Raw genomic sequence first — 23683 nt, 5'->3', positions numbered from 1 at the left:
ACGAGGGGTCAGGCGTACTACCGGGGGCCGGAGAGTGCGTCCACCGTGGCGCCGAGCGGCGCCCAGGCCCGGGCGGCGTGGTCCGCGCGCTCGGCGGCCCGGCGGCGAGCCCTTCGCGCGGCGGGCCGGCGTCGGGCGCTAGGTTCGGCGTCGTCCCCCGTCGTCGAACCCGAAGGGCCTGCCCGTGAGCGAGCTTCCGGCCGCCGAGCCACTCCCGCCGGTGCCCGACGGCCCGGGAGCGCACGGGCTCGTCGCCTCGGTGCCGGCCACCTGCACGGAGGACGGCTTCCCGCTCGGCAACGGCAGCCTCGGCGCGATGGTGCTCGGGGACGCGCGCACCGCACGGCTGGTCGTCAACGACGACACCGCCTGGTCGGGCAGCCCGGCGTCGGCGCACGAGCCCGGCCTGATCGACCCGGAGCAGGCCCGGGAGCTGCTGGAGCTCGCCCGCGCGCTGGTCGCCGAGGGTGACCACGTCGGCGCCGGGAACGTGGTGCGACGGTTCCAGCACCGGCACAGCCAGTCGTACCTGCCGTTCGCGGAGCTGGAGGTCGCGGTCGCCGACGACGGCGGGATGGGCGGCCTGCGCCGCGTGCTCGACTTCCGCACCGCGACCCAGACCACCACCGGCGGGGACGGCCCCGACCAGGTGTCCCGGCGCACCTGGGTCAGTCGGCCGCACCACGTGCTCGTGCACGAGGTGACGGCCGCACGGCCGCGCGACCTCACGATCACGACCGAGAGCCGGCTCCGCGTGCTGCGCACCATGATCGACGCCGACGCCGACGCCGACGCCGACGCCGACGCCGACGCCGACGCCGACGTGCCCGGCCTGGACCCGGTCGCGGGCACCGCCCCTCTCGCGGGTGCCGCTCGCGTCGTCGTGCACCTGCAGATGCCGTCCGACGTCGCACCCGGTCACGCACCCGTGGACCCGCCCGTCCGGTACGACGACCGGCCCGGGGCGTCCCAGCGCGGCGCGCTCGTGGCCCGGGTGCTGCACGACGGGACGGCCGGCGCGCAGGACGGCCGCCTCGTCGTGACCGGAGCGACCCGGCTCACGGTCGTCCTGGCGACGGCCACCACGTACCGCGGGCCGACCGCGGCGCTGCGCGGTGACGAGCGGGACGCCGCCCGCGACGCCGCGGCGCGGGTGGACCGCGCGACCGAGGCCGGGCCGGAGGCCGTGCGCCGGGCCCAGGTCGAGGACCACCGGCGGCTCTACGAGCGCACGGAGCTCACCTTCGACAGGCCGCTCGCCGGCGACACCGCGCGGCGCCTGCGTGCGATCAACGACGGCACCGTCGCCCACCCCGAGCGCGACCCGGACCTCGTCGCCACGCTGTTCCACTACGGGCGCTACCTGCTCGTCTGCTCCTCGCGGCCCGGCAGCCTCCCCGCGAACCTCCAGGGCATCTGGAACCGCGAGCTGCGACCGCCGTGGAGCTCGAACTACACCACCAACATCAACCTCGAGATGAACTACTGGCCGGCGAGCACCACACACCTGGCCGAGACCGAGGAACCCCTGCTCGACCTCGTCCGCGCCCTCGCCGTCACGGGCCGCCGCACCGCCCGGCGGCTGTACGGCGCTCGCGGCTGGACCGCTCACCACAACACCGACGCCTGGGCCTACAGCCTCCCGGTCGGCCACGGGAGCGACGACCCCCAGTGGGCCTTCTGGCCGATGGCCGGGCTGTGGCTGGCGCGGCACGTCGCCGACCACGCCGCGTTCGCCCCCGACGACACCCTCCCGGACGACCTGGCGGACGTGCTCCGCGACGCGGCCGCCTTCGCGCTCGACTGGCTCGTCCGGGACGCCGACGGGCTGTGGGGGACCAGCCCGTCCACCTCGCCCGAGAACGAGTTCCGCACGCCCGACGGGCGGGTGGCGAGCGTGGCGGCGTCGTCGGCCTGCGACCTCGACCTGGTGCGCGACCACCTCGCCCTCGTCGTCGCCGAGGGCGAGCGGCGCGGCGCCGAGGACCCCGTCGTGGAGCGGGCCCGCGCCGTCCTGCCGGACCTGCGGCGCCCGCGCGCGGGACGGTCCGGGGCGCTCGCGGAGTGGGACGGCGACCTCGAGCAGGTCGACCCGCACCACCGGCACCTGTCGCCGCTGGTTCGCCTGTACCCGGGTACCGCCGAGCCGGACCCGGAGTGGCTCGACGCCGCGGTCCGGTTCCTCGACGAGCGCGGAGACGAGTCGACGGGCTGGTCGCTGGCGTGGAAGCTCGGGCTGCGGGCACGCCTCCGGCAGCCGGAGGCGGTGGACGCCCTGCTGCGGCTGGTGTTCCGCGACATGGAGACCGACCGCGGCGCCCACAGCGGCGGCCTGTACCCGAACCTCCTGGCCGCGCACCCGCCGTTCCAGATCGACGGGAACCTCGGGTTCACCGCCGGCCTCGCGGAGGCGCTGCTGCAGTCCCACCGCGGCGAGATCGAGCTCCTGCCCGCGCTCCCGGCCGCGCTGCCCGCGGGCAGCGTCCGGGGTCTCGTGGCGCGGCCGGGCGTGGAGGTCGACGTCGCGTGGGACCGCGACGCGCACGGCGTGGCGGGCCTGCGGGCCGTGACGCTCCGCGCGATGCACGACCGCGCCGCGGGACCCCACCGGGTGCGCTGGGGCACGCGGACCGTCACGGCCGACCTCGCCGCCGGCCGCCGCGTCGCCGTCACCGGCTGGTGATCAGCAGCCCACGAACGCGTCGTCGTCGGACCAGCCGGTGTTCGCCCAGTCCTCCGGCGCGGGCGGCGTGAAGTCCGGGTACGCCTGCGCGAGCTCGTCCAGCAGCCAGGACGTCCACCGGGCGGCGCCCTGCGGGCAGGTGTGGATGCCGTCGGAGCTGCGGTCCGCCGTGCCGTCCAGCTCCCGCTGGTACGCGTCGCCCCACACCTCGCCCGCGTCGAGCAGGACCGCGTCGTCGGAGCCGTCCGCGACGTGCGCGGCGGCCTCGGACGCGCTCGCGAGCTCGGCCAGGTGGGGCTCGTAGAACTCGTCCGCCTCGATCGGCGGCATCGTCACGAGCACCAGCTTCCCGCCCGCCGCGGTGGTGGCGTCCAGGAGCCCTTCGTAGGCGTCGCGCTGCTCGTCGGCGGTCCCCCAGTCGTAGGTGGTGACCTGGTAGATCACGGTGCTCGGCCGGGCGGACCCGATGAGGTCGGCGACCTCGGGCGCGATGTTCTCGGAGTTGGGGCCGACGACGTTCCCGCCGCCCTCGGACGCCTGCGAGCTGAACTCGACGCCGGCGGCGCCGAACGCCGCGGCCAGCGGGACGGACTGACCGGCGGCGACCGAGTCGCCGAGGAGGACCACCCGGGACAGTCCCGGCGCGGGCGCGTCGAGCCCTGCGGCCCGGCTGCCCGAGCCACCGCCGGGCCCGTCCGCCCCGGCGACGTCGGACTGGCCGGTGCAGGCGGCGGTGAGTGCGAGCAGGAGCGCGCCCGCGCCGAGGGCGAGCGGACCGGCCGGTGCGTGGGTCGTGCGGCGAGCGGGGTGCAGTGCTGGGTTCGTCGTGTTCATGCCTTCACGCTCGCGGCCCGGTGTCCCGGCCACGCCGCCGCCGTGTCGCGATCGTGTCGCAGGCGCGCCGGTGCCGGTGTCCCGCCGCGTCCCGGCCCGCATACTGTCGGGCGTGGCTTCCGTACTGATCGTCGAGGACGACCCGGCGGTCCGCCGCGGCCTCCAGCTCGCTCTGACCCGGCACGGGCACGACGTGCGCACCGCCGGCACCGGCGAGGACGGCCTGGCGGAGTTCCGGGCGTCGGCGCCGGACCTCGTCGTGCTCGACCTGATGCTGCCCGGCATGGACGGCTTCGCCGTCTGCCGCCGGCTGCGGGCCGGCAGCGAGGTGCCCGTCATCATGCTCACGGCGCGCGGGGACGACTTCGACGTCGTCGGCGGGCTGGAGGCGGGGGCGGACGACTACGTCGTCAAGCCCGCCCGGCCCTCCGTCCTGGACGCGCGGATCCGTGCCGTCCTGCGCCGCAGCAGCACTCTGCCCGACGGCGTGCGGGTGCATCGCGACCTGCGCATCGACACGACCGCGCTCACCGTCACGCTCTCCGGCGAGCCCGTCGCGCTCACCCCGACCGAGCTGAGGCTCCTGCTCACGCTGTCCCGCGGCCCCGGCCGGGTGCTGTCCCGCCAGCAGCTCCTGGAGGAGGTGTGGGAGCACGGCTACCTCGGTGACTCCCGGCTCGTCGACAACGGGGTCCAGCGCCTGCGCGCCAAGATCGAGGCGAACCCCGCGGCCCCGGAGTACGTCCAGACCGTCCGCGGCTTCGGCTACCGCTTCGGCCCCGTATGACACCCGCCGCCCCGGCCCCGGCCCCGAGACCCGTGCGCGGGCTGCGGGGGCGCCTGGTCGTGGCGTTCGTGGTGGTGGGCGTGCTCGGGGCAGGCGTCGCCGCGTGGGCGAGCGCGGTCTCCGCGCGGGACGCCCTGCTGGAGCAGGACCGGCGGGAGACCGCGGCGGCGGTCACGGGCAGGGTCGCCACGATCGCGCCCACCCTCGACCTCCCGCCCGGCCGGGTGACGCTCGACCGGCTGCGTGACGCCGTCGGCGAGCCGGTCCTCGTCGTGCACGGCGACCGGCGGTCCGCGGACGGCCTGGAGGCCGGCATCGTCCCCGGCGAGCTGCGTGCGGCCGTGGCCGGCGGGGACCGGCTCGTGACCCAGCGCGTCGTCGCCGACGGTACGCCCTGGCTGCTCGTCGGGACCCCGGTCGTCGCGACCGCCCCCGACGGCACCCGGTCGCCGTCCGGCATCGAGGTCTACGCCGCACGCGACCTCACCGGCGTCCAGGAGCGGATCGACGGCCTCACCGTGCGTGCGCTGGCCACCGCCGCGCTCGTCCTGCCGCTCGCGGTCCTGCTCGCGCTGCTCGCCGCACGCAGCGTGCTGCGTCCCGTGCGGGACCTGCGCGACACCGCCCGCCGCCTGGCAGCCGGCGACCTGGCCGCCCGCACCCCGCCCCGCGGCACCGACGAGCTCGCGGAGCTCACCGACACCCTCAACGAGATGGCCGAGTCCCTGCAGACCTCGATGACCGCCACGACCCGCCTGGAGGCCGACGCCCGCCGCTTCGCCGCCGACGTCTCCCACGAGCTCCGCACCCCCCTCGCCACCCTCACCGCCGTCATGGAGGTCCTCGACGGCGTCACCGACACCCTCGCCCCCGACGCCCGCGAGGCCGCCGGGCTCGCCGTCACCGAGACCCACCGCCTCGTCCGGCTCGTCGAGGACCTCATGGAGGTCTCCCGGTTCGACGCCGGCACCGCCCGCCTCCAGGTGCAGGACACCGACGCGAGGGCCGTCGTCCGCGAGACGCTCCGGACGCGCGGCTGGACCGGGCGGGTGGCCCTCCTCGCCGCAGGCCCGGTCCCCGGGCGGTTCGACCCGCGCCGGGTCGACGTCGTCGTCGCGAACCTCGTCGGCAACGCTCTCCGGCACGGCGGGCCGCCCGTGGTCGTGCGGGTCTCCGGCGGCGCCGGGGGGATCCGGATCGAGGTGTCCGACGACGGACCCGGCCTGTCCGACGACGTCGTGGAACACGTCTTCGACCGGTTCTACAAGGCCGACGCCGCCCGCACCCGCTCGGGCGGGAGCGGCCTCGGCCTCGCCATCGCCCGCGAGAACGCCCGCCTGCACGGCGGCGACCTCACCGCGCGCGCGGGCGTCGGCGGCGGGGCGCGGTTCGTGCTGGAGCTGCCCTGGTCCCCGGTGCAGGAGCCGGCGGACCCGCGCGAACCGGCACGGGAGGGGGACAGGGCATGACGGGGTACCGGACGGCGGGGGTGCGGCGTGGCCGGGGCGCGAGGGCCGCGTGGCCCGGCCGGGACGCGGCCTCCGCTCGGCGCGGCCGGTGGGCGACGGCCGTCCTCGTGCTGCTGCTGGCGGGGCCGGCGGCGGGCTGCGGGGTGCAGCCGTCGGGCGTGGCGGACGGCGGGCGCGCGCCGACCGGTGTCGCGCCCGGCACGACGCTGTACTTCGTGGACGACGACGGCGAGCTCGTCCCGCAGACCCGGGACACGGGCCGGCTCGGGACGGTCTCGGACGCGCTGGCGCTGCTGCTGGCCGGGACGGAGGATCCCGCGCTGCACACCGAGATCGCGCCCGGCGGGGTGACGCGGGTCGGCGTGACGGACGCCGGTGGCACCATCGAGCTGCGCATGCCGGTCGCCGAGTCCGACGTGACGCCGCGCGGCCTCGACCAGATCGCGTGCACGGCGCTCGCCTCCCACGTCCAGGCCGGCGGGGCACGCGACGTCACGGTGCGCGTGGTGCTCACCGTGACCGAGCCCGGGTCGGAGGCGGGGGAGCCGCGGGGCTGCCCGGCGCTCGGGTGAGCGGGCGCGTCGGCCACGGGCTCCGGGCTCCGGGCTGCCGCCGGCGGGCCCCGGGCCGGAGCGCCGGCCAGGGACCCGTCAGCGGCTCGGTCCCGGCCGTCAGCCCAGCTCGGAGACGTCGATCTCGGCCGGGGCCGGGGCCGGCAGCAGCCACAGGAGGGCCAGGCCCAGCGTGACCGCACCGAGCACGAGCGCGCCCCGCCGTCCCCGCGCCCAGGTGGCGCGGAACCGGACCGGGTCCTCGACCAGGTACTTCGACGCGGCCGCCAGGGCCAGGGAGACCGCCCACACCGTCGTCGTCCACACCGTGGTCGCCCACGGCCCGCCCTCCAGGCCCGTCGCCTCCGGGGAGAGGAGGACGACCACCGGCCAGTGCCACAGGTACAGGCTGTACGAGATCCCGCCCAGCCACCGCAGCGGACGCCACGCCAGGGCGCGGGCGGCGGCCGTCCGGGGCGCCTCGGCGCACAGCGCGACCAGGAGGGCGGAGGCCAGCGAGTGGGCGAACAGGCCGCCGGTGAACAGCCAGGGGGACGCGGTGCCGTCGGCCAGCAGCCACAGCGCGGCGGTCCCGGCCACGAGGAGTGCGGCCGCGGTGCCGGACCACCGGCCGGCGGCGCGCAGCAGCCCGGCGCGTGCCGGCGGCGCGGCGACCGCGGCGCCGAGCAGGAGCGAGAAGGCGCGGGTGTCCGTCCCGGTGTAGACACGGGTGGGGTCGGCGGGGTCGAGCAGGGCCACCATCAGGGCCAGCGAGGCGAGCGAGACCGCTGCGGCGGTCACCGCGACCGCACGGGCGAGGCGGCCGGGGAGGATCGAGAGGCCGGGGAGGTCGGGTCGCGCCCCGGGACGGGCCGGGCGAGGTCGGCCGCGCGGCAGCCTCCGGGAGAGCCGGGCGACGGCCAGGACCACGAGCGGCCACACGAGGTAGAACTGCTCCTCGACCGCGATGCTCCACAGGTGCGCGAACACCCGCTGCTGCCCGAAGCGGTCCCAGTAGCCGGCCTGCTCGGCGAGGAAGTGCCAGTTGGCGAGGTTCAGCTGTACCCACGGTCCGTCGACGAGCGTCGTCCGCACCAGGTCGGCGGACGCGGCCCCCCTGCTCTCCAGGGTGACGACGGCGCCGGTCACGACCGCGAGCACGACCGCGCACGCGGGCAGCAGCCGGCGCAGCCGCCGGGCCCAGAAGCGGCGGAGCGCCACCGTTCCGGTGGTCCCGACCTCGCGCAGGAGGAGCCCGGTGATGAGGAAGCCGGACAGGGTGAAGAAGAGGTCGACCCCGAGGAAGCCACCGGGCAGCAGGCCGGTGTGGAACGCGAGCACGCCGAGGACGGCGACACCGCGCAGGCCGTCGAGGGCGGGGAGGTGGCGAGGGGGGCTGGCGTCGGCCGGACGCGTCGTCGTGGGCTGGGCTTGCGTCATGGCCACGACGGTCCCGGGTGCGTGTCCCGGTCGGGTCCGCGGCGTGTCGCAGTGCTGTCGTGATCCGGAGCGAGGTGTCCGTCCTGTGCCCGGCGTTTGGGAGCAGGGTATGACATAGGGGATGATGCTCCGCATGCTGTTCGAGTACTTCGCCTCCCCAGACGACGAGACCGCAGCCGCCACCATCGACGGACGGCCGCTCGGTCCGACCGTGCCGTCGCACGTCGTCGACCCGGCGTCGGTGCTCGGCCAGCTCGAGCGGCTGCTCGGCGCACGACGTGACGACGACGGTCTCCTGAGCGCGCAGATGATCGCCGAGAGCGAGGACGGTGCGCGGCTGGTGATCCGGCTGTCCGCGCACATCCTGTCCCTGTACGCGCGCGTGCAGCCGGACACGGTGAAGCTCCTGGTGGACCAGTGGTCGTTGTCGCGCCGCTTCCGCCGCGGGACGGCCGACGAGGACCTGTACGGCTTCGCCGCCGGCCTGCACACGCTGTGCCGCGAGGGCGGGGGTGGCGTCTACTGCCGCGCCACGGCCGACGCCTCGGAGCTGATGAGCTCGCCGGCCCCGGCCCCCGAGTCGATGGTGCAGGCACGCACGGAGGACGGCAGCCTCAAGCCTCTGCCCCGCCGGGCCTGAGGCCGCCGGGGCCGCGTCCCGGCTCCGGCGCCGGTCAGGCGCCGTCCCGGTCCTGCCACGTGCACAGGCAGGAGCGGTTGCCCTCGGCGTCCGCGAGGACCCAGAACGCGGGGGCGTGCGTGTCGTCGACGACGGTCCCGCCGCCGGCCAGCGCCTCGTCGATGCGGCCCTGGACCTGCGAGGGGTCGATCCAGACGTCGAGGTGCCAGCGCTGGCGCGGCTCCTCGCTGCCCGACTCCTGGAACCAGACGACGGGCTGCCTCTCCGCCGGGTCGCGGATCTCGTCCGCCGCCCAGGGGTGCGCGTCGTCCCCGTCGGTGCTCCGGTAGGCGAGGAACCCGCGCCAGAACGGCAGGACGTCGCCCCGGGCGGGCGTGTCGAGGGCCAGCTCCACGCGGGACAGGGCCGAGCCGTCCAGGCTCAGCTCCTGCGCGACGGCCAGCTCCGTGACCGTGCGAGCCATGGCGAGGTCCCGATCGGTCACGCCACCCGCGTCGTGGCTGGTGAGGCGGATGTCCACGTGCGGGAAGCGCAGGTCGACGTCGGGATGGTGGTTCGCTTCCTCGGCGGCTGCGCCCACGGCCTCGACCAGGGCGAGGCCCGCCGCGAAGCTGCCCGTCGCGACCCGCGTGTAGAGGGCGTCCCCGAGGAATACCCAGCCGGTGAGGCCCTGGCTGGCGATCTGCTGTCCGGTGAGTGTGCTCATGGCCTCGATCGTGCCACCGGACAGTGACATCGACGAGGCGGTGCGGGCGTCACGGAGGTGCCCACCGGCTCCGGTCCGTCGTGGGACCTCCTGGCGAGAGCCGGTACCGTGCTTTTCATGGTGTCGAGATCAGGTGGGATGCCGGCCGGCGGGAGCGACGGCGACCCGGTGCGGCGGGCCGCGCAGTACCGGGTGGACCGCGAGACAGCCCGGGAGCGCGCCGAGGCGGAGACCGTCGCCGGGGACGGTCCGGCGAGCGGCAGCGCAGCCGACGACGGCGGCGACGACTCCGGCGAGGCGCCTCGCATCGGCGCGATGAGCGAGCTGGAGCGGTCCCGGTTCGTGGACACGGTGATCGACCAGGCGATGCGCCGCGGCGAGTTCGACAACCTGCCGCTGGAGGGCAAGCCCATCCCGGGGGTGAAGGGCACGCACGACCCGGACTGGTGGCTCAAGAACCTGGTCGAGCGCGAGCGGATCACCGGCGTCCTGCCGTCGGCGCAGCTACGGAACGACGACGCCCGCCTCGCGGACGACCTCGACCGCGAGGCCGCCGAGGACCGGGTCCGCGAGATCGTCGCGGAGTTCAACGCCCGCGTGATCGACGCGCGCCGCCAGCTCACGGGCGGCCCGCCGGTGGTGACCCCCACCCGCGACGTCGACGCGGAGGTGGCGCAGTGGCGCGCCCGCCGCGAGGCCCGCCGTGCCGCCCGTCCGGGGTCGGCGCCGGACGGCGCCGCGACGTCGTCCCCGGACGGCCGCGACCGGAAGGCCGCCCGCCGCAGGAAGCCCTGGTGGCACGTGTGGTGACGCCGGGCCGCCGGGCGTCGGCCGGCGGCACGCGCGCGGTGAGGTGCCCGGCGTCGTCCGGTGCCAGGATGTGCCTATGTCGACCCTGATGGACGAGGTCCCGGACTCCGGCCCGGTCTTCGACGGTGTGCGCGTCGGACGCCCCGCGAACCGTGCCCTGCTGCGCGCCGGCTACCGGGGTCTCCCGGATCTGCCGGACGACCTCGGCGAGCTGCTGTCGCTGCACGGCGTGGGCCCCAGGGCGGTCCGGCTCCTGACGCAGGCGCGGGAGGACGGCCGCTGACCAGAACCCCCGGTGCAGGGCACCTGCGGGTTCGGGTGAGGAGGCTGCCGCTGTTCAGTGCGCGTCGGACGGCGGTGGGGAAGCCGCGGTCGACCTGTGCCGGCGGCGTACCGCGTCGTCGATCGCGGGTGCCAGGTCCGGCCGGCGGAACACGTAGCCGGCGGCGGTGAGCCGTCCGGGAAGCACCCACCGGCTCTTGAGCACGAGCTCGGCCTCGTTGCGCAGCGCCCACAGGGCGGGCTCCAGCAGCCAGCGTGGCGCCGGCAGGCCGACCGGCACCCCCACCGCCCGGCGCAGCTCAGCCATCAGAGTGCGGTTGTCGCTCGGGTTCGGCGACGTGAGGTTGACCGGCCCGGAGAGGGAGTCCGTCTCGTCGATGAACCGGACGGCGCCGAGCACGTCGTCGAGGTGGATCCAGGAGAACCTCTGCCGGCCGTGCGACCGGTGCACGGGCACCGGGCCACCGGTCGGTTCGGGTCCGATGCCGCGATAGCGCCGGTGCTGGAACCACCAGCCGTCGAGCTGTGGCCCGCCGACCCCGAGCCGGGCGATCCTCGCCAGCATGTCCGACGCCGGTCCGCCGAGCACGATCGCCATCCGCAGGGCGACCCGCCGCGTACCCGGAAGGTCGTCCGCGAAGAGCTCGCGCTCCCAGCCGCGGGCCACGTCCACGGAGAACCCGGTGCCGAGCTCGCCGTCGGACTCCGTCTGCGGCCGGTCCGTCGCGTAGCGGTAGATGGTCGCGGTGCTGGCGTTGAGCCACAGCCGCGGCGGCGCCGACGCGACGGTGACCGCCCGGCGCAGGGCGCGCGTCGTGGCGATCCGGGATCGCAGGATCTCGTCGCGGTTCGCCTCGGTGTACCGGCAGCCGACGTTCTTGCCCGCGAGATTGACCAGCAGGTCGGCGCCGTCGACCACCCGCGCCAGCGCGGCCTCGCCGTCGGCCCACCGGACGTCGGGACCGCTGCGACCCACCCGCACGACGTCGTACCCCCGCCCGATGAGGTCCCGCACCAGAGCCTGCCCGATGAAACCGTTCCAGCCCGCCACGACCGCCTGCTGCCGACCCGTCATGGTTCACGATCGTATCGCCGGGGTCGGCAGATGCTGCTGACGGACGGCTTCCTGGAGCGGGTGGCGGTGGAGCCGGGGTTCACGGCGGCCAGGGAGAAGCCGCTCCTCGTGGCGACGGCGGACGAGTTCCTCCGGGCGCGGTAGGACGGGTGCGGGCCCCCCGCCCCGGCCGGCGGAGCGTGAGCCCGACGCCGAGCGTGGCGACGAGGAGCCCGGCGACGCCGACGACACCGATCGGCGTGCCGAACATGAGCCACGCCCACACCGTCGTCGTCCCCGGGACGAGGTAGACCCAGGCGCTGGTCGCCGTCGCTCCCTGGGTCCGCAGCACGAGCAGGTAGGCGCCGTACCCGCCGAACCCGGCGAGCGCGACCGTCCAGCCCACGGCAGCCCAGAACCCGGGGTCGGGCAGCGGTGCGGCCTGCCCGGTGGCGGCGCTCATCACGAGGAGGCAGACGGCCGTCGCCGCGGACTGCACCGTGAGCGACGCGAGGATCCCGTCGTGCGCCCGGCCGCCCAGCAGCGTCCCGGCGCCGAGGCTCAGCGTCGCCGCGGCCGGCAGGAGGTAGGCCCACCATGGCGCCCCGCCGCCGTTCAGGTCGCCCGCGACGGCGAGCGTGACGCCCAGGAGGCCGACGACGAGGCCCGCCCGCTGCGCCGCCGTCGTGCGCTCGTGCAGCACGGCGGCGGCCGCGACGGCGACGAGGACCGGCTGGAGCGACGTGATCAGGGAGGCCGTGCCGCCCGGGACGCCGTACGCCACGCCGAGGTACACCGGTGCGACGTACCCCGCCTGCAGCAGGAGGCCCAGGGGCGCCTGCCGCCGCACGGTCTGCCACGAGACGTGCCGGCGAAGGTGCGCGCAGGCGGCGACCAGGATCGCGGTGCTGATCAGGTAGCGCCAGGTCAGGAGCGTGAGGGCGGGGGCGTGGACGACGCGGCCGAGCTCGGCGCCGACGAAGCCGGAGCTCCAGAGCACGACGAGCGCGAAGCCGGACAGGGCGGTCACGACGGTCCCGGGGGAGCGTGACAGGGCGGGTGCGGTGCTCATGCCGGCAGGTAACCATACCGGTCGGTATACTTGCAGTATGGCTCAGACGACAGACCGCCCGGGCGGTCCGGCGCGCAGCGCCGACATCGACATCGACCGGCTGCCCCCGGCGGGGCGGCGCATCCTCGCCACGGCGAGCGACCTGTTCTACGCGCGCGGCATCGGCGCGGTCGGGGTGGAGGCGATCGCGCTCGAGGCGGGCGTCACCAAGAAGACGCTCTACGACCGCTTCGGCTCGAAGGAGGGGCTGGCCACCGCGTACCTGCGGAACCGGTGCGCCGCCTGGCAGGCCTACCTCGCGGAGTATCTCGACGCGTCGCCGGCCACGGGGGCCGGCCGGGTCCTCGTCCCGCTGGACGCCCTGGCGGAGTGGATGCGCGACCACGACCGGGGCTGCGGTTTCGTCAACGCCTACGCCGAGCTGGCGGGCACCGGGCACGCCGGGCTCGCCGTCATCACGCAGGAGAAGACGATGATGCGCGAGACCTACGTCAGGCTCGTCGCCGAGGCGGGAAAGGACCGGCCGCAGGAGCGTGGGACGGCACTGGCGATCGTGCACGAGGGCGTGATCGTGCAGAGCACCGCGGGGGGCCTGGCCGACGCCGTGCGCCACGGGCGGGCGCTCGCCGCCCTGGTGCTGGCCGAGGGGTCCGGGTGACAGGTCCGGCCGAGAGCTCCGGCCGGACGCGCGATGCCGGGGCCGTGCACCGGGATCGCCAGCGCACGACCCCGGCATCGTGGGAGGTCGTGCCGTGCCGGCCGCGGGCCGGCGGGGGCGCGGGTCAGGCCTGCGAGGTGGCCTCGGCCGGCTCGGCCGACTCCTCGTCCTCCTTGGTGGCGGCGAGGATGAGCGCGGCGGCGACACCGGCGGCGGCGACGACGGCGACGGCGGAAGCGGCGATCGCGACCTGCGCGGCGACGTTCGCGGCGCCCCACTCGCTGCCCGCGATCTCCTCGGCGCGCTCCTCGGCGGCCTTCCGGTTCTCCTTGCCCACGACGTTGCCGACCAGGCCCGTGCCGTGCAGCAGGGAGACCAGGGTCGCGGTGCGCTCGTCGGGCTCGGCGCCCTCGACGAGGACCTTCGTGAGGGTCGAGCGCAGGGCGTCCTCGTGGCTCGAGTCGGCCGCGGGCCAGCGCGTCTGCGGGAGCATGCGGAAGAGCTTGGTCTCCTCCTTCTCCAGGATGCCACGCTCGGCGAGGCCCGCGAGCAGGTTGTCCTCGGCGTCCTCGGCGATGCGCTCGACGACCTTCGACGCGCGGCGCTCCTCACCCTGAGCGGCTTCGAGGGCGGCGTCCAGAGCGACGTGGCCGACGGGGTCGTTGTTGGTGATGAGGATCTTGGCGTCCGCGGCCTCCTTGCGCTCCTCCTTGGACGCGCCGGCCTCGGGCCCGCCCTGGGTGAGGATCCGGTTCGCGTCGGCGAGGTCGGCCAGCAGGGCCCCCGCGAGGCGGGCGCTCAGGTTGTCAACGTTGGCGGTCTTGCCGGTCTCGTCGTCGACGGCAAGCAGCAGCAGGTCTTCAGCAATCAGCATGGCCGCATCATATGTCGATTAAGCGGGATAACAGCGAACTAGTGACAGGGCTGAGCTCCCCGTCCAGGCCACGTCGCACTATCGCGCCAGGTAGCTGCTGTCGCCGTTGCCCGTCTCGATCTCGACGGTCCGGTCGGCGTCGGGGTCGGTCGGGCCCTCGACGGTCTCGGAGCCGTTTCCGGTGGTGATCACGAGCCGTACGGGCTCGCCGTCCCCGACGACGGTGACGTCGCCGTTGCTCGTCTCGGCCAGCACGTCGCCGCCGAAGCCCTCGATCCGGACGTCGCCGTTGCTGGACTCGGCGGTGACGGTGTCCTCCGCGTCCACGACCGTGATCCGGCCGTTGCTCGCGGAGGTGCCGACCGTCCCGGCGACCCGTTCCGTGAGGACGTCCCCGTTCGACGTCTCCAGCGTGACGTCGTCCCCGGCGTCCCGCACCGTGAGGTCCCCGTTGCTCGACGAGAGCCGCTGCGGCCCCGTGACGTCGGAGGACCCCACGTTGCCGTTGCTGGTGCCCACCTCGAGGGACCCGGCGAGCCCGGTGGCGAGGACCTCGCCGTCGGACGAGCGCACCACCACGTCGGTCCCGGCGGGCAGCGCCACGTCGAGACCGCCCCGGCACTGCGGGAACTGCGGGAACCAGGCGCACTCGTGCGTCACGACGAGCTGGTCGCCCTCCTCGCGGGCCGTGTAGTCGGGGTGCGAGAGGCCGCCGCGTGCGACGGCCTCGACCTGGACGACGTCGTCGTCGGCCGCGCGGACGGAGATGTCGCCGTCGGCCACGAGCTCCACCGTCCCGACCGGCTCGTACGACTCGAGCGTGCTCGTGGTCGTGGCGCTCCGCCAGTCGACGAGGAACACTCCGCCGACCGCGGCCAGGACCAGCGCCCCGATACCGCCGAACAGGGCGATGCCCCGCCCGGAGCTCGGCGCGGGCCCCGGCGGCGGGTAGGCCCCGGGCACCTGCCCCGGGCCGCCGGGAGGGACCGGGTCCGCGTGCCCGCTCGTGACGGGCGGGGTGGGCTGTCGGCTCTCCGGGAAGGTCATGACGTCGAGCCTAGGTCGCGCCCCGCCCGCCCGGACAGGGGGATGCCCCTGAACCTGTGGTGGGGATGACCCTACTGTTTCGCGCCGGCGCCTCAGCCCGCCACGAGCCGGGCCAGCTCCACGCGGGAGCGCACGCCCAGGGTCGCGAAGATGTTGCGCAGGTGGTGGTCCACCGTGCGGACGCTGACCGACAGTCTGCTCGCCACCTCGCGGTTCGTGGCGCCGTCGGCGACGTAGCGGGCGATCCGCTGCTGGTGCGGGGTGAGGCGGGCCAGCGGACCGTCACCGGCCCCGTTCCGTGCCCACGCCGACGACGGGCCGGTGGTCTCTCCCGTCGCGCGCAGCTCCTCCCGGGCCTGCGCGGCCCACGCGCTCGCGCCGTTGCGCTCGAAGGCGTGCAACGCCTCACGGAGCTGGCCCCGCGCGTCGGACGGACGCCGGCGGCGTCGCAGCCACTTGCCGTACAGCAGCCGCGTGCTGGCCTGCTCGAAGTCGCCGGGGTCGGCGCCGTGCAGGCCCAGGGCCTGGAGCCAGTGCCGTTCCGTCGCGCCGTCGTCGCCGACGTGCCCGGCCAGGAGCGCCCGGCTGCGGGCCAGCAGCGCGGGTGCGAGGGAGTCGGCGCCGAACCCGGCCCACAGGGCGAGCTCGGCCATGACGGGTCGGGCGGCGTCGGCCTGTCCGGCGGCCACGGCGGCCTCCACGAAGCTCGGCAGCAGCAGCGCCCTGATCGCGAAGTGCCCGCCACCCGGGCCCGCCGACACGAGCATCGCGAGCCGCCCGGCCGCGTCCCCCGCCCGGCCCGCGCCGAGGTCCGCGCGGGCCAGCGCCCACTCCGCCAGGGTGCGGGTCTGCGCCAGGCAGTGCCGGCGCGACGTCGTCAGGGCCTCGGTGGCCCGGGCGGCGACCTCGTCCACGTCGCCCTCGACGGCCGCCGTCAGCGCCAGGACGGCCCGGTGGTGGGCGGCGGTGTTGTGCTGCTCGGTGATGACGGCTGAGCGCAGGCCCTCGTCCGCGTGCGCGCGGGCACGGGCGTGGTGGCCGGCGCGCATCTCGGCGTAGGCGAGGTGTTCGAGGGTCCGGGCCACGAGCTCGTCGTGCTCGTGGGCGCGTGCCGCGGCGAGCGCCCGGGCACCGGTGCGGGCCGCGAGCCGCACCTCGCCGAGCAGCAGTGCGGCGACCGTGGCACGGAACAGGTGCTCGGGGTCGTCGCCGGCCGACCCGCGTGCGACGACCCTCCGGAGCGGGCCGACCGCCTCCGCCATCCGCTCGGTGAGCAGGGCGCGCATGCCGGCGAGGTGGTCGGTGAGCAGATCGGCCTCCGGCGTCGGGCGTGATGCCGCGGGACCGTGGGCCGCCGTGTACCGCGCCGCCGAGTCCAGCTCGGCGAGGCAGGCGCCGCGGTCGCCGGCCGCCCAGGCGGCGTCGGCCGCGCCGAGGGTGGCTGCGAGGGTGAGGTGCGGGTCGTCGTCCAGGAGGTCCCGCGCGAGCCGGAAGGACGCGTACGCGTCGGACACGGGCCCGGAGCCGAGCGCGGCCCGCCCGCGCAGGAGGGCGGCCGTACCGGAAGGGGACGTCGTCGTCCGGCGAGCCATCTCCCGAAGATACGATACCGTCCGGTCGGTTGGTACCCCGCGAGGGGGTGAAAAAGGCGAGCTCACTGCCTGTCCGGCCCCGGATCGCTGGTGCCGGGGACCGCTCGCGCCGGGCCCGCGGTGCACGGGAGACGAGACGGACCGGGCGACGGGCGGCCGCACTGCGGCCGGACCGTCGCCCGGTCCGTCTCCACGGCTACCGGTGACCGGCACGGCCGGCTCCGGAGGTCGTGCGGATCAGCCCAGCGGGCAGGTGCCCGCCGACTCCTCGATGTAGGTCGGGGAGGTCGGGACCGGGCAGAGGAACTGGTCGTAGCGGGTGTCGTCGTCCACGAAGCGCTTCAGCCACGAGATGCTGTACTTCGCGATCGTCACGTCCGAGCTGATGGGCGCGAAGTGCGTCGCGTTGTTCAGCTCGATGTACATCTTCTCGCCGCCGTGCGTGTTGTAGAACGGCTTGGCGTGCGAGCTGACCGAGGCGATGCTGTCCCGCTCGGCGCCGAAGATCAGCGCCGGGGTGTCGACGTCGTTCCAGGTCTTGTCCAGGTTCCACGGGGTCATCGGCACGATCGCCTTCAGCGACGGGCGGTCCTTGGCCGCCTCGAGCGTGCCGCCGCCACCCATCGAGTGGCCCATCACGGCGAGGCGGTCCTCGTCGATCCGGTCACCGACGGTGTTGTGGTCCACCGCGTAGTCCAGCGCCGCCAGCAGCTGACGGCCGCGCGAGGCCGGCTGGTCGTACAGCGTGTTCGTGGCGATGGTGATCACCACGAAACCCTGCGAGGCCAGGCGGGCGCCCAGCCACTGGATCGTCGACTCCGTACCGGTGTACCCGGGCGAGATCGCGACGGCGCCGAACGTGCCGTCCGTGGTCGTGCGCGGGTAGTAGATGGTGCCGCCACCGAAGCCCGGCGCGAACGACGAGACGTTCGTCGAGGATGTCGAGTAGTGGCCGCGCGTGGCCTCGATGCTGGACTCGGTGGGGTCCGGGCCCCGCTCGTACGGGTTCTCCGCCGCTGCGGCGGGAGCCCCCGCCGAGGTGAGCCCGGCGATCCCGAGCGCCGTCGCGGCCAGCGCGGCCATGACGGTTCCGGCGATGCGGTGCGGGCGCCGGGTGATGGCGTGTGAGTGCTGCACGGTTCGTCCTCCTTGACTTTCCCGTTGACTTCCCCTGGCTGCGGCCGAGGCCCGATGCCGGGCCCCGGCCCGCAGAAACAGATTCACCCTCACCGGGCGGGCGCACATCGGCAAGATCACCGGTCTTCACCCGCCCGGGCAGTCGCCGGCCCGTCTCGGCCGGCCCGGTCGTGCGCCGCCCGTCGCACCGCTCGCGGGGGACAACCCCACCCCGGTCGGCCGGAGAGCACCATGGTCCGCGGCACTCCCTGACAGCAGGCTGGGAACATGGACACCATGACCCCGCCCGGCGGCGCACCGCCCGCACGCACGCCCGCGCCGCTCCCCGCCCGTCGGCCCGGTCTCGTCACCGCGCCGTTCCGCCTGCGGACCTGGAGCGAGTACGGGTACCTCTGGGTCGCGCTGCTCCTGGCCCCGTTCGGCTTCGCCTACGCGGTCGTGTCGGCGGTGCTGGTCGTCGTGCTCGCCGTCACCGTGGGCGGCCTGTGGGTGGGTGGCGGGATGGTCGTCGGGTCGCGCGGCTGGGGCGCCCTGCACCGTGGTCTCCTGCGGCAGTCGCTCGGCATCCGGATCGCCGAGCCGCCGCCGTTCCGGCACGGGCGCGGTTTCTGGCGCGGCATCGGTGCCCTGCTCGGCGACAGCACCGGCTGGCGCGCGCTGCTGTACCTCGTGGCGTCCTTCCCGGTGACGGTGGCCGGGTTCATCGTGAGCACCACCTTCGTCTGCCTGGGGCTCGGTGCCGTCACCTACCCGGTCTGGTACCGCTGGCTCCCCCTCGAGCAGGCGGCCGACGGCACCTGGCACCGTGGCGCCGGGTTCGCCGACGAGTGGTACGTCGACGAGCCGCCCCGCCTCGCGCTGGCCGTCGCCGCCGGGGTCCTGGTGCTGTGCCTGTGGCCCTGGACGATGCGCCTGTTCACGACGCTGCTGCGGGTCCTGGCCCAGGCCCTGCTCGGCCCGACGCGCGGCGCGCTGCGCGTCGCCGAGCTGCGCGCCTCCCGTGCCGGTGCCGTCGAGGGCGCCGACGCCCGTCTGCGCCGCATCGAGCGCGACCTCCACGACGGCACGCAGGCCCGCCTCGTCGCCGTCGCCATGCAGGTCGACGAGGCCCGCGAGCAGCTGGCCGACGGCGGCGACACCCGGCTCGCCTCCGGCCTCCTGGACACCGCGCACGCCTCCGCGCTCGAGACCCTCGCCGAGCTGCGGGAGATCGCCCGCGGCATCCACCCCGCCGCCCTCGACAGCGGGCTCGCCGTCGCCCTCCGGACGCTCGGTGCCCGGGCGCCCCTGCCCGTCCGGGTCGACGTCGCCCCCGACGTCGAGGAGCCCCGCCTCGCGCCCGCCGTCGAGTCCATCGCTTACTACGGCGTGGCCGAGCTCGTCACCAACGCCGCCAAGCACGCCGCCGCGAGCGGCGTCGACGTGCGGGTCGACAGGCTGGACGGCCACCTGCGGGTCCGCGTGCGGGACGACGGCGGCGGCGGGGCCGTCGTCGTCGTGGGCGACGAGTCCGGGGAGCGGACCGGGCTCGTCGGCCTCGCCGAACGGGTGCGCGCCGTGGACGGCGCGTTCGACCTGGTCAGTCCTGCCGGAGGGCCTACGGTGGTGACCGTGACGCTCCCGACCACCACCCGCCCGTGACGGCCGGGCCGACGACGCCCCGCCCGGCACCCGGTGCCAGGCCCGGCACCGACGGCCTGCGGGTGGCCATCGCCGAGGACTCCGCGATCCTCCGCGACGGCCTCGCCGCGCTCCTGCAGCGCCGCGGCCACCAGGTGGTCACGGCCGTGGGGGACGGCGACGCCCTCGTCGCCGCGGTGGGTGAGCTCGCCGCCGCCGGGGCGCCACCGGACGTGGTGGTCGCGGACGTGCGGATGCCGCCGTCGCACACCGACGAAGGGCTGCGCGCGGTGCTCGCGCTGCGCGAGCGGCTGCCGGGGCTGCCCGTGCTGCTGTTCTCGCAGTGGATCGAGACGACGTACGCGTCGCGGCTGCTGGAGGCTGACGCGCGGGGAGTGGGCTACCTGCTGAAGGACCGGGTGGCGGACGTGCGGGACTTCACCTCGGCGCTGCGGCGCGTCGCGGCGGGGGAGACGGTGCTCGACCCGGAGGTGGTGGCACAGCTCCTCGGTGCGGCGCGGGCCGGTGCGGACCCCGGGATGGAGCGGCTGACGCCCCGCGAGCGCGAGGTGCTGGCGCTGATGGCGCAGGGCCGGTCGAACGGCGCGATCGCGGAGCAGCTCGTGCTGTCGTACGGGGCGGTGGAGAAGAACGTGGCGGCGATCTTCACGAAGCTGGACCTCCCGCAGGACTCGGCGGCGCACCGCCGGGTGCTGGCGGTGCTGCGGCACCTGGGGATCGACGCCTGAGACGGGACGCCGGCGCAGCTCGTGCGGTGGCCGCGCCGCGGCCGCTCACGTTCGCGCCGGCCGGCTTCCGCGCAGCCCGGGGCCCGCGCCGTCGCGCGGCGTCCAGCCGTCCAGGGAGGCCTGGGCCGTCGCGGCGTCGTAGAACGCGAGCTCCAGGCCGAACTCGGCGAGGATCTCCGGGAGGTTGCGGATCACGTCCCGGTCCTTCTCCTTCTCGGCGTCCGGGAGGTCCTCCCACGACACCCCGATCATCGGGTGCACCCGCTGGGCGTCGTCCCGGACCGGGCCGTGCCGCCAGCCGAGCTCGACGCGCACCGACTCCCACAGGCTGTGCTCGGCCTGGGCGAGCGTGTCGAGCATCGGCCCGGCGATCGTCAGCCCGGTGCTCCCGTTGCGCGGGGCGATCGTGCCGCCCACGCGGGCGAGCCGGTCCGGGAGCCCTTCTACCCAGCCACGGTTCGACTCGCGCAGGTCCTCCGTCAGGTCCTCCCAGCGCTGCATCGCGGGCGCGCTCGCCCACACGACGCCGCGCTCGAGCTGGTTGCGCAGGTAGACGTGGTGCACCGAGCGCGCGAGGCGTTCGTACACGTCCTCGTGGATGCGCGGCTCCGGGTGCGGGGTGTGGGCGAGCAGGTCGTGCACGACGACGGTCCGCAGCCTCCCGTCCAGGTCGTCCAGGACGCGCGTGCCGTCGCCGTCGAACACGCCCGCGAGGCCCGACAGGCGGTCCAGCACCAGCACGAGCGAACCCGGCGCGCCGCGCCAGAGCCCCGGGTCGGTCAGGACGGTGCGCAGGGCCGCGTCCTCGTCGTCGGGGCAGACGTAGATCCGGTCGAACCTCTCCGCGTCGGGAAGCGTGGTCACGGCTTCCAGGTTGCAGGCGGCGGTGACGGCGCCCCAGCGGGTGTTCAGCTCTGCGGCGACGGTGGCGGCGTCGTCGGCCACGAGCGTGAGGGTGAGGCGGCTGCGCACGCCGGCCTCGAGCTCCCACTCGCGAGCCAGCGCGACGACGAGCGCGCGGGCCAGGTCGCCCGAGCCGATCACCGCCACCGACTGCGCCGCGACGAGCGCCTCCGCCTCGCGCGCGGCGAGGCTCTGGGCGGCGAGCACGTCGAGCGTGAAGAAGTCGACGCCCGTCTCCGCGCCCGCGAGGTGGCGGGCCTGCAGCGCGAGGGCCAGGTCCGGGTCGCCGACGTGCGCGTACAGCCGCTCCGGTCCCCGGCCGCCGCGCTCGCGCACGGTGCCGGCGACGCGGGCCACCGCCAGCACGTTGACCGACGCGTTGCGCGACTCGTCCGCGCACGCGTACAGGACGGCCGCGCCCCGCAGCCCGGCGTCGTCCAGGTCCTCGCCCTCGGACGCGCGCAGGACGGTGTGCCCGGCGGCCCGCAGCGCGTCGGCGACGGCGTGCGCCGCGTCGGTGTGGCCGACGACGATCGCGTGACCCTTCGTGCGGCGGTCCCGCATGCGCCGCAGCCGCTCGGCGAACAGCGCGCGGACGGCCTCGATGATCGCCCAGACCGCCGCGGCCGGGGCGACGAAGCGCGCCAGCTGGAGCTGCCACGACAGGTCGCCGCCGTCGCTCGCGGGGTCGGCGCCCAGCACGAAGAGCTGGAGGTCGTGGTAGACGACGTCGAACCAGGTGCGGCCGGGGACGTCGGACGTGTCGAGCGCGAAGCCCCAGGCCCCGAGCGCGAGGGAGGCAGCGACGAGGCCGACGAAGCCGAGCCGTGTCCAGGGCAGGCGGGCGCGGATCACGGGGGCACGCTACCCCAGTACTCCACTATGTCGGAAACGGTTGACGGGTGCCGCGACGGTGCGGTGAACAGGTACCCCGACGGGTGCCGAGCCGGGCACCGGGACGGGGTGTCTCGGGAGGCGCCTCGGCGGTGCCGAGCCGGCCGGTCACTCCCGCGTGCGGGCCCTGCGCACGGCGTCCCGCGTCGCGCGCAGGTGCGCCGCGATCCGGTCCAGGTCCGCCAGCCGTCCCAGGTGGCCGAGCTTCGCCGGGTTCACCACGCCGTGGCAGGCGACGATCCGGGTGGCGCCGTCGTCGGCCCGCCCGAGCTCGAAGGCCAGGGTGCCGAGCACGCCGCCACCCAGGCTGTCGTCGGCCACGACGACGAGGCCCGGGGTGCCGTTGACGTCACGCGGCTCGTAGCGCGCGAGCCCCGCCGCGCCGCGCCGGCTGAAGCCGGACAGCGCGCGGGCGACCTGCACGCGGCCGGCGAGCGGCTTCGTCACGGCGAAGCCGGGCGGGACGTTGCCGCCGCCGTCGCCGGTGAAGACGACGTCCTCGGCGAGGATGTCCACGAAGGCCTCGATCTTGCCGTCCTCGATCGCGGCGAGGAACCCGCCGACCAGCCGGTCCGCCTCCTGCCGGTCGTGCCGGGCGGGCCGGTGGTGCTCCAGCGCGTCGGCCCGCTCCTGCTCGATCCGCCGCCGTGCCCGCGAGGCGAGCTGGCGGGCGGAGACCACGCTCGTGCCGATGATCTCGGCGGCCTCGCCGTGGGGGTAGCCGAGCACGTCGTGCAGCAGGAAGGCGGCGCGCTCGGTCGGGCTGAGCGTCTCGAGCACGACGAGGAAGGCGGTGGAGAGGTCGTCGGCGAGCTCGGCGTGCTCGGCGGCGTCGGGCGGGGCGGTGGCGTGCGCGACGGGGGACGTCTCGCCCGACCAGCCCGCCGTCCCCGACACGAGCGGCTCGGGCAGCCACGGCCCCACGTACGTCTCGCGCCGGGCCCGTGCCGAGCGCAGCACGTTGATCGCGAGCCGGGTGGTGACGGTGGTGACGAAGCCGTCGGGGTTGCGGACGCCGTCAGGGGTACCGGCCTGCTGCGAGACCTTGAGGAGCGCCTCCTGCACCACGTCCTCGGCCTCGGCCACGCTCCCGAGCATCCGGTACGCCACCGCGAACGACAGCGGCCGGAGCCGGCTGAGCGCGTCGTCGTCGATGGTGGTGGTCGCCGGGTGGTCGTCGTCAGACATGGGGCCATCCTCTCGTCGGCGAGCGGTTCGTCGTCGTGCCCCACCGACAGGACGGCGGCGGGAGACGTGACAGGTGCCGGGAAAAGCGTTCGCCGCGGCGTCCCGGCGGCCGCTAGCGTCGTCGGCATGGTGGACGGGGGCACGGTGGAGCGGGTTCCCGAGGGGTGGGTCCCGCACCGGCGGGAGGACGGCGAGCTGCTGGGCTGGATCCGGCCGGCGGACGGCGACTGGGCGGCGGTGTCGCTGCTGGGGAGGGACGCGTCCGGCCCCGTCGACTGGCTGGCGGCCGAGGAGGTCCTCGAGGTCCTCGGGCTGCGCTGGCTGGCGGAGATCTGGACCCTGGAGCGTCCCGGCGACGTGCCGCTCCGGGTGCGGATCGCGGACGTCCGGCCGGGCCGCGTCGTGGTGCAGACCGACGACTTCGGCGCCGTGGACGCCGTCGTCGAGCGCATCGTGCTGCCCTGGCCCGCCCCGGCGGCGCTGCGCCCCCGCCGTGCGGACGACCCGGTGGTCCTCGGCACCTGACGGCTGCCGAGGGCGCCTGGGGCGCCGGCCGTCCGGGCCGCGCCGGCCCTGCGTCCACGCACGTCGGCGGCCCGCGCGCGGTCCGCCGTCCGCGCATGTCAATCACCGTCGTGGTCGCCCGACTCCTGGACAGTCACTACCTTTCGACTCCTACATCCGGCAGCGTCG

22 protein-coding genes are annotated in these 23683 nt (G+C 75.8%); 11 read left to right on the top strand and 11 right to left on the bottom strand.

What is annotated here, in order from left to right:
- Nucleotides 1-184: 184 nt before the first annotated feature.
- Nucleotides 185-2683: a glycosyl hydrolase family 95 catalytic domain-containing protein gene (locus ACYU96_RS11485; protein WP_460753213.1), complete on the top strand. Its 2499-nt coding sequence runs from the start codon at nt 185-187 to the stop codon at nt 2681-2683.
- Here ACYU96_RS11485 and ACYU96_RS11480 read toward each other — a convergent pair whose 3' ends face one another.
- On the bottom strand, nt 2684-3517 hold the full coding sequence (locus ACYU96_RS11480) for an SGNH/GDSL hydrolase family protein (protein WP_460753211.1): 834 nt from the start codon (nt 3515-3517) through the stop codon (nt 2684-2686).
- A 112-nt stretch (nt 3518-3629) separates the two neighbouring features.
- Between ACYU96_RS11480 and ACYU96_RS11475 the strand changes: the two genes are divergently transcribed.
- From ACYU96_RS11475 to ACYU96_RS11465, 3 genes are read left to right on the top strand one after another with little or no spacing between them, the layout of a single operon-like run.
- The gene (locus ACYU96_RS11475) at nt 3630-4304 is read left to right on the top strand and encodes a response regulator (protein ID WP_460753208.1); all 675 of its coding nucleotides are present in this window, start codon (nt 3630-3632) and stop codon (nt 4302-4304) included.
- On the top strand, nt 4301-5773 hold the full coding sequence (locus ACYU96_RS11470) for an ATP-binding protein (protein WP_460753206.1): 1473 nt from the start codon (nt 4301-4303) through the stop codon (nt 5771-5773). The genes ACYU96_RS11475 and ACYU96_RS11470 overlap by 4 nt, the downstream gene beginning before the upstream one ends.
- Nucleotides 5770-6345: a hypothetical protein gene (locus ACYU96_RS11465; RefSeq protein WP_460753203.1), complete on the top strand. Its 576-nt coding sequence runs from the start codon at nt 5770-5772 to the stop codon at nt 6343-6345. Before ACYU96_RS11470 ends, ACYU96_RS11465 begins: the two co-directional genes overlap by 4 nt.
- 99 nt (nt 6346-6444) lie before the next feature.
- On the opposite strand, the gene ACYU96_RS11460 is transcribed toward ACYU96_RS11465, so the two are convergent.
- Nucleotides 6445-7764: an acyltransferase family protein gene (locus tag ACYU96_RS11460; RefSeq protein WP_460753200.1), complete on the bottom strand. Its 1320-nt coding sequence runs from the start codon at nt 7762-7764 to the stop codon at nt 6445-6447.
- A 133-nt stretch (nt 7765-7897) separates the two neighbouring features.
- Here ACYU96_RS11460 and ACYU96_RS11455 point away from each other — a divergent pair, with 133 nt between their 5' ends.
- The gene (locus tag ACYU96_RS11455) at nt 7898-8404 is read left to right on the top strand and encodes a hypothetical protein (RefSeq protein WP_460753197.1); all 507 of its coding nucleotides are present in this window, start codon (nt 7898-7900) and stop codon (nt 8402-8404) included.
- Between the two features lie 34 nt (nt 8405-8438).
- On the opposite strand, the gene ACYU96_RS11450 is transcribed toward ACYU96_RS11455, so the two are convergent.
- Nucleotides 8439-9110 (bottom strand): 4a-hydroxytetrahydrobiopterin dehydratase, encoded by a 672-nt coding sequence (locus tag ACYU96_RS11450; RefSeq protein WP_460753195.1) that lies wholly within the window; start codon nt 9108-9110, stop codon nt 8439-8441.
- Between the two features lie 117 nt (nt 9111-9227).
- Between ACYU96_RS11450 and ACYU96_RS11445 the strand changes: the two genes are divergently transcribed.
- Both ACYU96_RS11445 and ACYU96_RS11440 read left to right on the top strand, forming a co-directional pair.
- Nucleotides 9228-9920 (top strand): DnaJ family domain-containing protein, encoded by a 693-nt coding sequence (locus tag ACYU96_RS11445; protein ID WP_460753193.1) that lies wholly within the window; start codon nt 9228-9230, stop codon nt 9918-9920.
- Between the two features lie 76 nt (nt 9921-9996).
- The gene (locus tag ACYU96_RS11440; protein WP_460753191.1) at nt 9997-10203 is read left to right on the top strand and encodes a helix-hairpin-helix domain-containing protein; all 207 of its coding nucleotides are present in this window, start codon (nt 9997-9999) and stop codon (nt 10201-10203) included.
- Between the two features lie 54 nt (nt 10204-10257).
- Here ACYU96_RS11440 and ACYU96_RS11435 read toward each other — a convergent pair whose 3' ends face one another.
- Complete coding sequence (locus ACYU96_RS11435) at nt 10258-11277, bottom strand: epimerase (protein WP_460753188.1); 1020 nt, start codon at nt 11275-11277, stop codon at nt 10258-10260.
- A 79-nt stretch (nt 11278-11356) separates the two neighbouring features.
- Entirely contained in the window at nt 11357-12328 is a 972-nt protein-coding gene (locus ACYU96_RS11430; RefSeq protein ID WP_460753185.1) for a DMT family transporter, read from the bottom strand.
- 37 nt (nt 12329-12365) lie between these two features.
- Here ACYU96_RS11430 and ACYU96_RS11425 point away from each other — a divergent pair, with 37 nt between their 5' ends.
- On the top strand, nt 12366-12986 hold the full coding sequence (locus ACYU96_RS11425) for a TetR/AcrR family transcriptional regulator (RefSeq protein WP_460753183.1): 621 nt from the start codon (nt 12366-12368) through the stop codon (nt 12984-12986).
- A gap of 124 nt (nt 12987-13110) precedes the next feature.
- Here ACYU96_RS11425 and ACYU96_RS11420 read toward each other — a convergent pair whose 3' ends face one another.
- The 4 genes from ACYU96_RS11420 to ACYU96_RS11405 all read right to left on the bottom strand — a co-directional run bounded on the left by ACYU96_RS11420 (nt 13111) and on the right by ACYU96_RS11405 (nt 17636).
- On the bottom strand, nt 13111-13860 hold the full coding sequence (locus ACYU96_RS11420; RefSeq protein WP_460753180.1) for a GOLPH3/VPS74 family protein: 750 nt from the start codon (nt 13858-13860) through the stop codon (nt 13111-13113).
- 78 nt (nt 13861-13938) lie between these two features.
- On the bottom strand, nt 13939-14907 hold the full coding sequence (locus ACYU96_RS11415) for a DUF4097 family beta strand repeat-containing protein (protein WP_460753178.1): 969 nt from the start codon (nt 14905-14907) through the stop codon (nt 13939-13941).
- Between the two features lie 92 nt (nt 14908-14999).
- Nucleotides 15000-16499 (bottom strand): LuxR C-terminal-related transcriptional regulator, encoded by a 1500-nt coding sequence (locus ACYU96_RS11410; RefSeq protein WP_460753176.1) that lies wholly within the window; start codon nt 16497-16499, stop codon nt 15000-15002.
- 237 nt (nt 16500-16736) lie between these two features.
- Nucleotides 16737-17636 (bottom strand): alpha/beta hydrolase family protein, encoded by a 900-nt coding sequence (locus tag ACYU96_RS11405; RefSeq protein WP_460753173.1) that lies wholly within the window; start codon nt 17634-17636, stop codon nt 16737-16739.
- Between the two features lie 267 nt (nt 17637-17903).
- On the opposite strand from ACYU96_RS11405, the gene ACYU96_RS11400 reads away from it, so the two are divergent.
- Together ACYU96_RS11400 and ACYU96_RS11395 are read left to right on the top strand one after the other, a co-directional pair.
- Nucleotides 17904-19277 (top strand): sensor histidine kinase, encoded by a 1374-nt coding sequence (locus ACYU96_RS11400; protein ID WP_460753171.1) that lies wholly within the window; start codon nt 17904-17906, stop codon nt 19275-19277.
- Nucleotides 19278-19333: 56 nt separating this feature from the next.
- A complete protein-coding gene (locus ACYU96_RS11395; protein WP_460754583.1) occupies nt 19334-20005 on the top strand; it encodes a response regulator in 672 nt (223 codons plus the stop codon).
- Between the two features lie 45 nt (nt 20006-20050).
- Here ACYU96_RS11395 and ACYU96_RS11390 read toward each other — a convergent pair whose 3' ends face one another.
- Together ACYU96_RS11390 and ACYU96_RS11385 are read right to left on the bottom strand one after the other, a co-directional pair.
- Complete coding sequence (locus tag ACYU96_RS11390) at nt 20051-21763, bottom strand: RyR domain-containing protein (RefSeq protein ID WP_460753168.1); 1713 nt, start codon at nt 21761-21763, stop codon at nt 20051-20053.
- A gap of 147 nt (nt 21764-21910) precedes the next feature.
- On the bottom strand, nt 21911-22990 hold the full coding sequence (locus ACYU96_RS11385; protein ID WP_460753165.1) for a sigma-70 family RNA polymerase sigma factor: 1080 nt from the start codon (nt 22988-22990) through the stop codon (nt 21911-21913).
- 126 nt (nt 22991-23116) lie between these two features.
- On the opposite strand from ACYU96_RS11385, the gene ACYU96_RS11380 reads away from it, so the two are divergent.
- A complete protein-coding gene (locus ACYU96_RS11380; protein ID WP_460753162.1) occupies nt 23117-23515 on the top strand; it encodes a hypothetical protein in 399 nt (132 codons plus the stop codon).
- Nucleotides 23516-23683: the final 168 nt, after the last annotated feature.

The organism is Myceligenerans cantabricum, assembly GCF_054777735.1.
The sequence above is the reverse complement of the archived record's forward strand: the minus strand, read 5'-3'. Positions and strand labels throughout refer to the sequence as shown.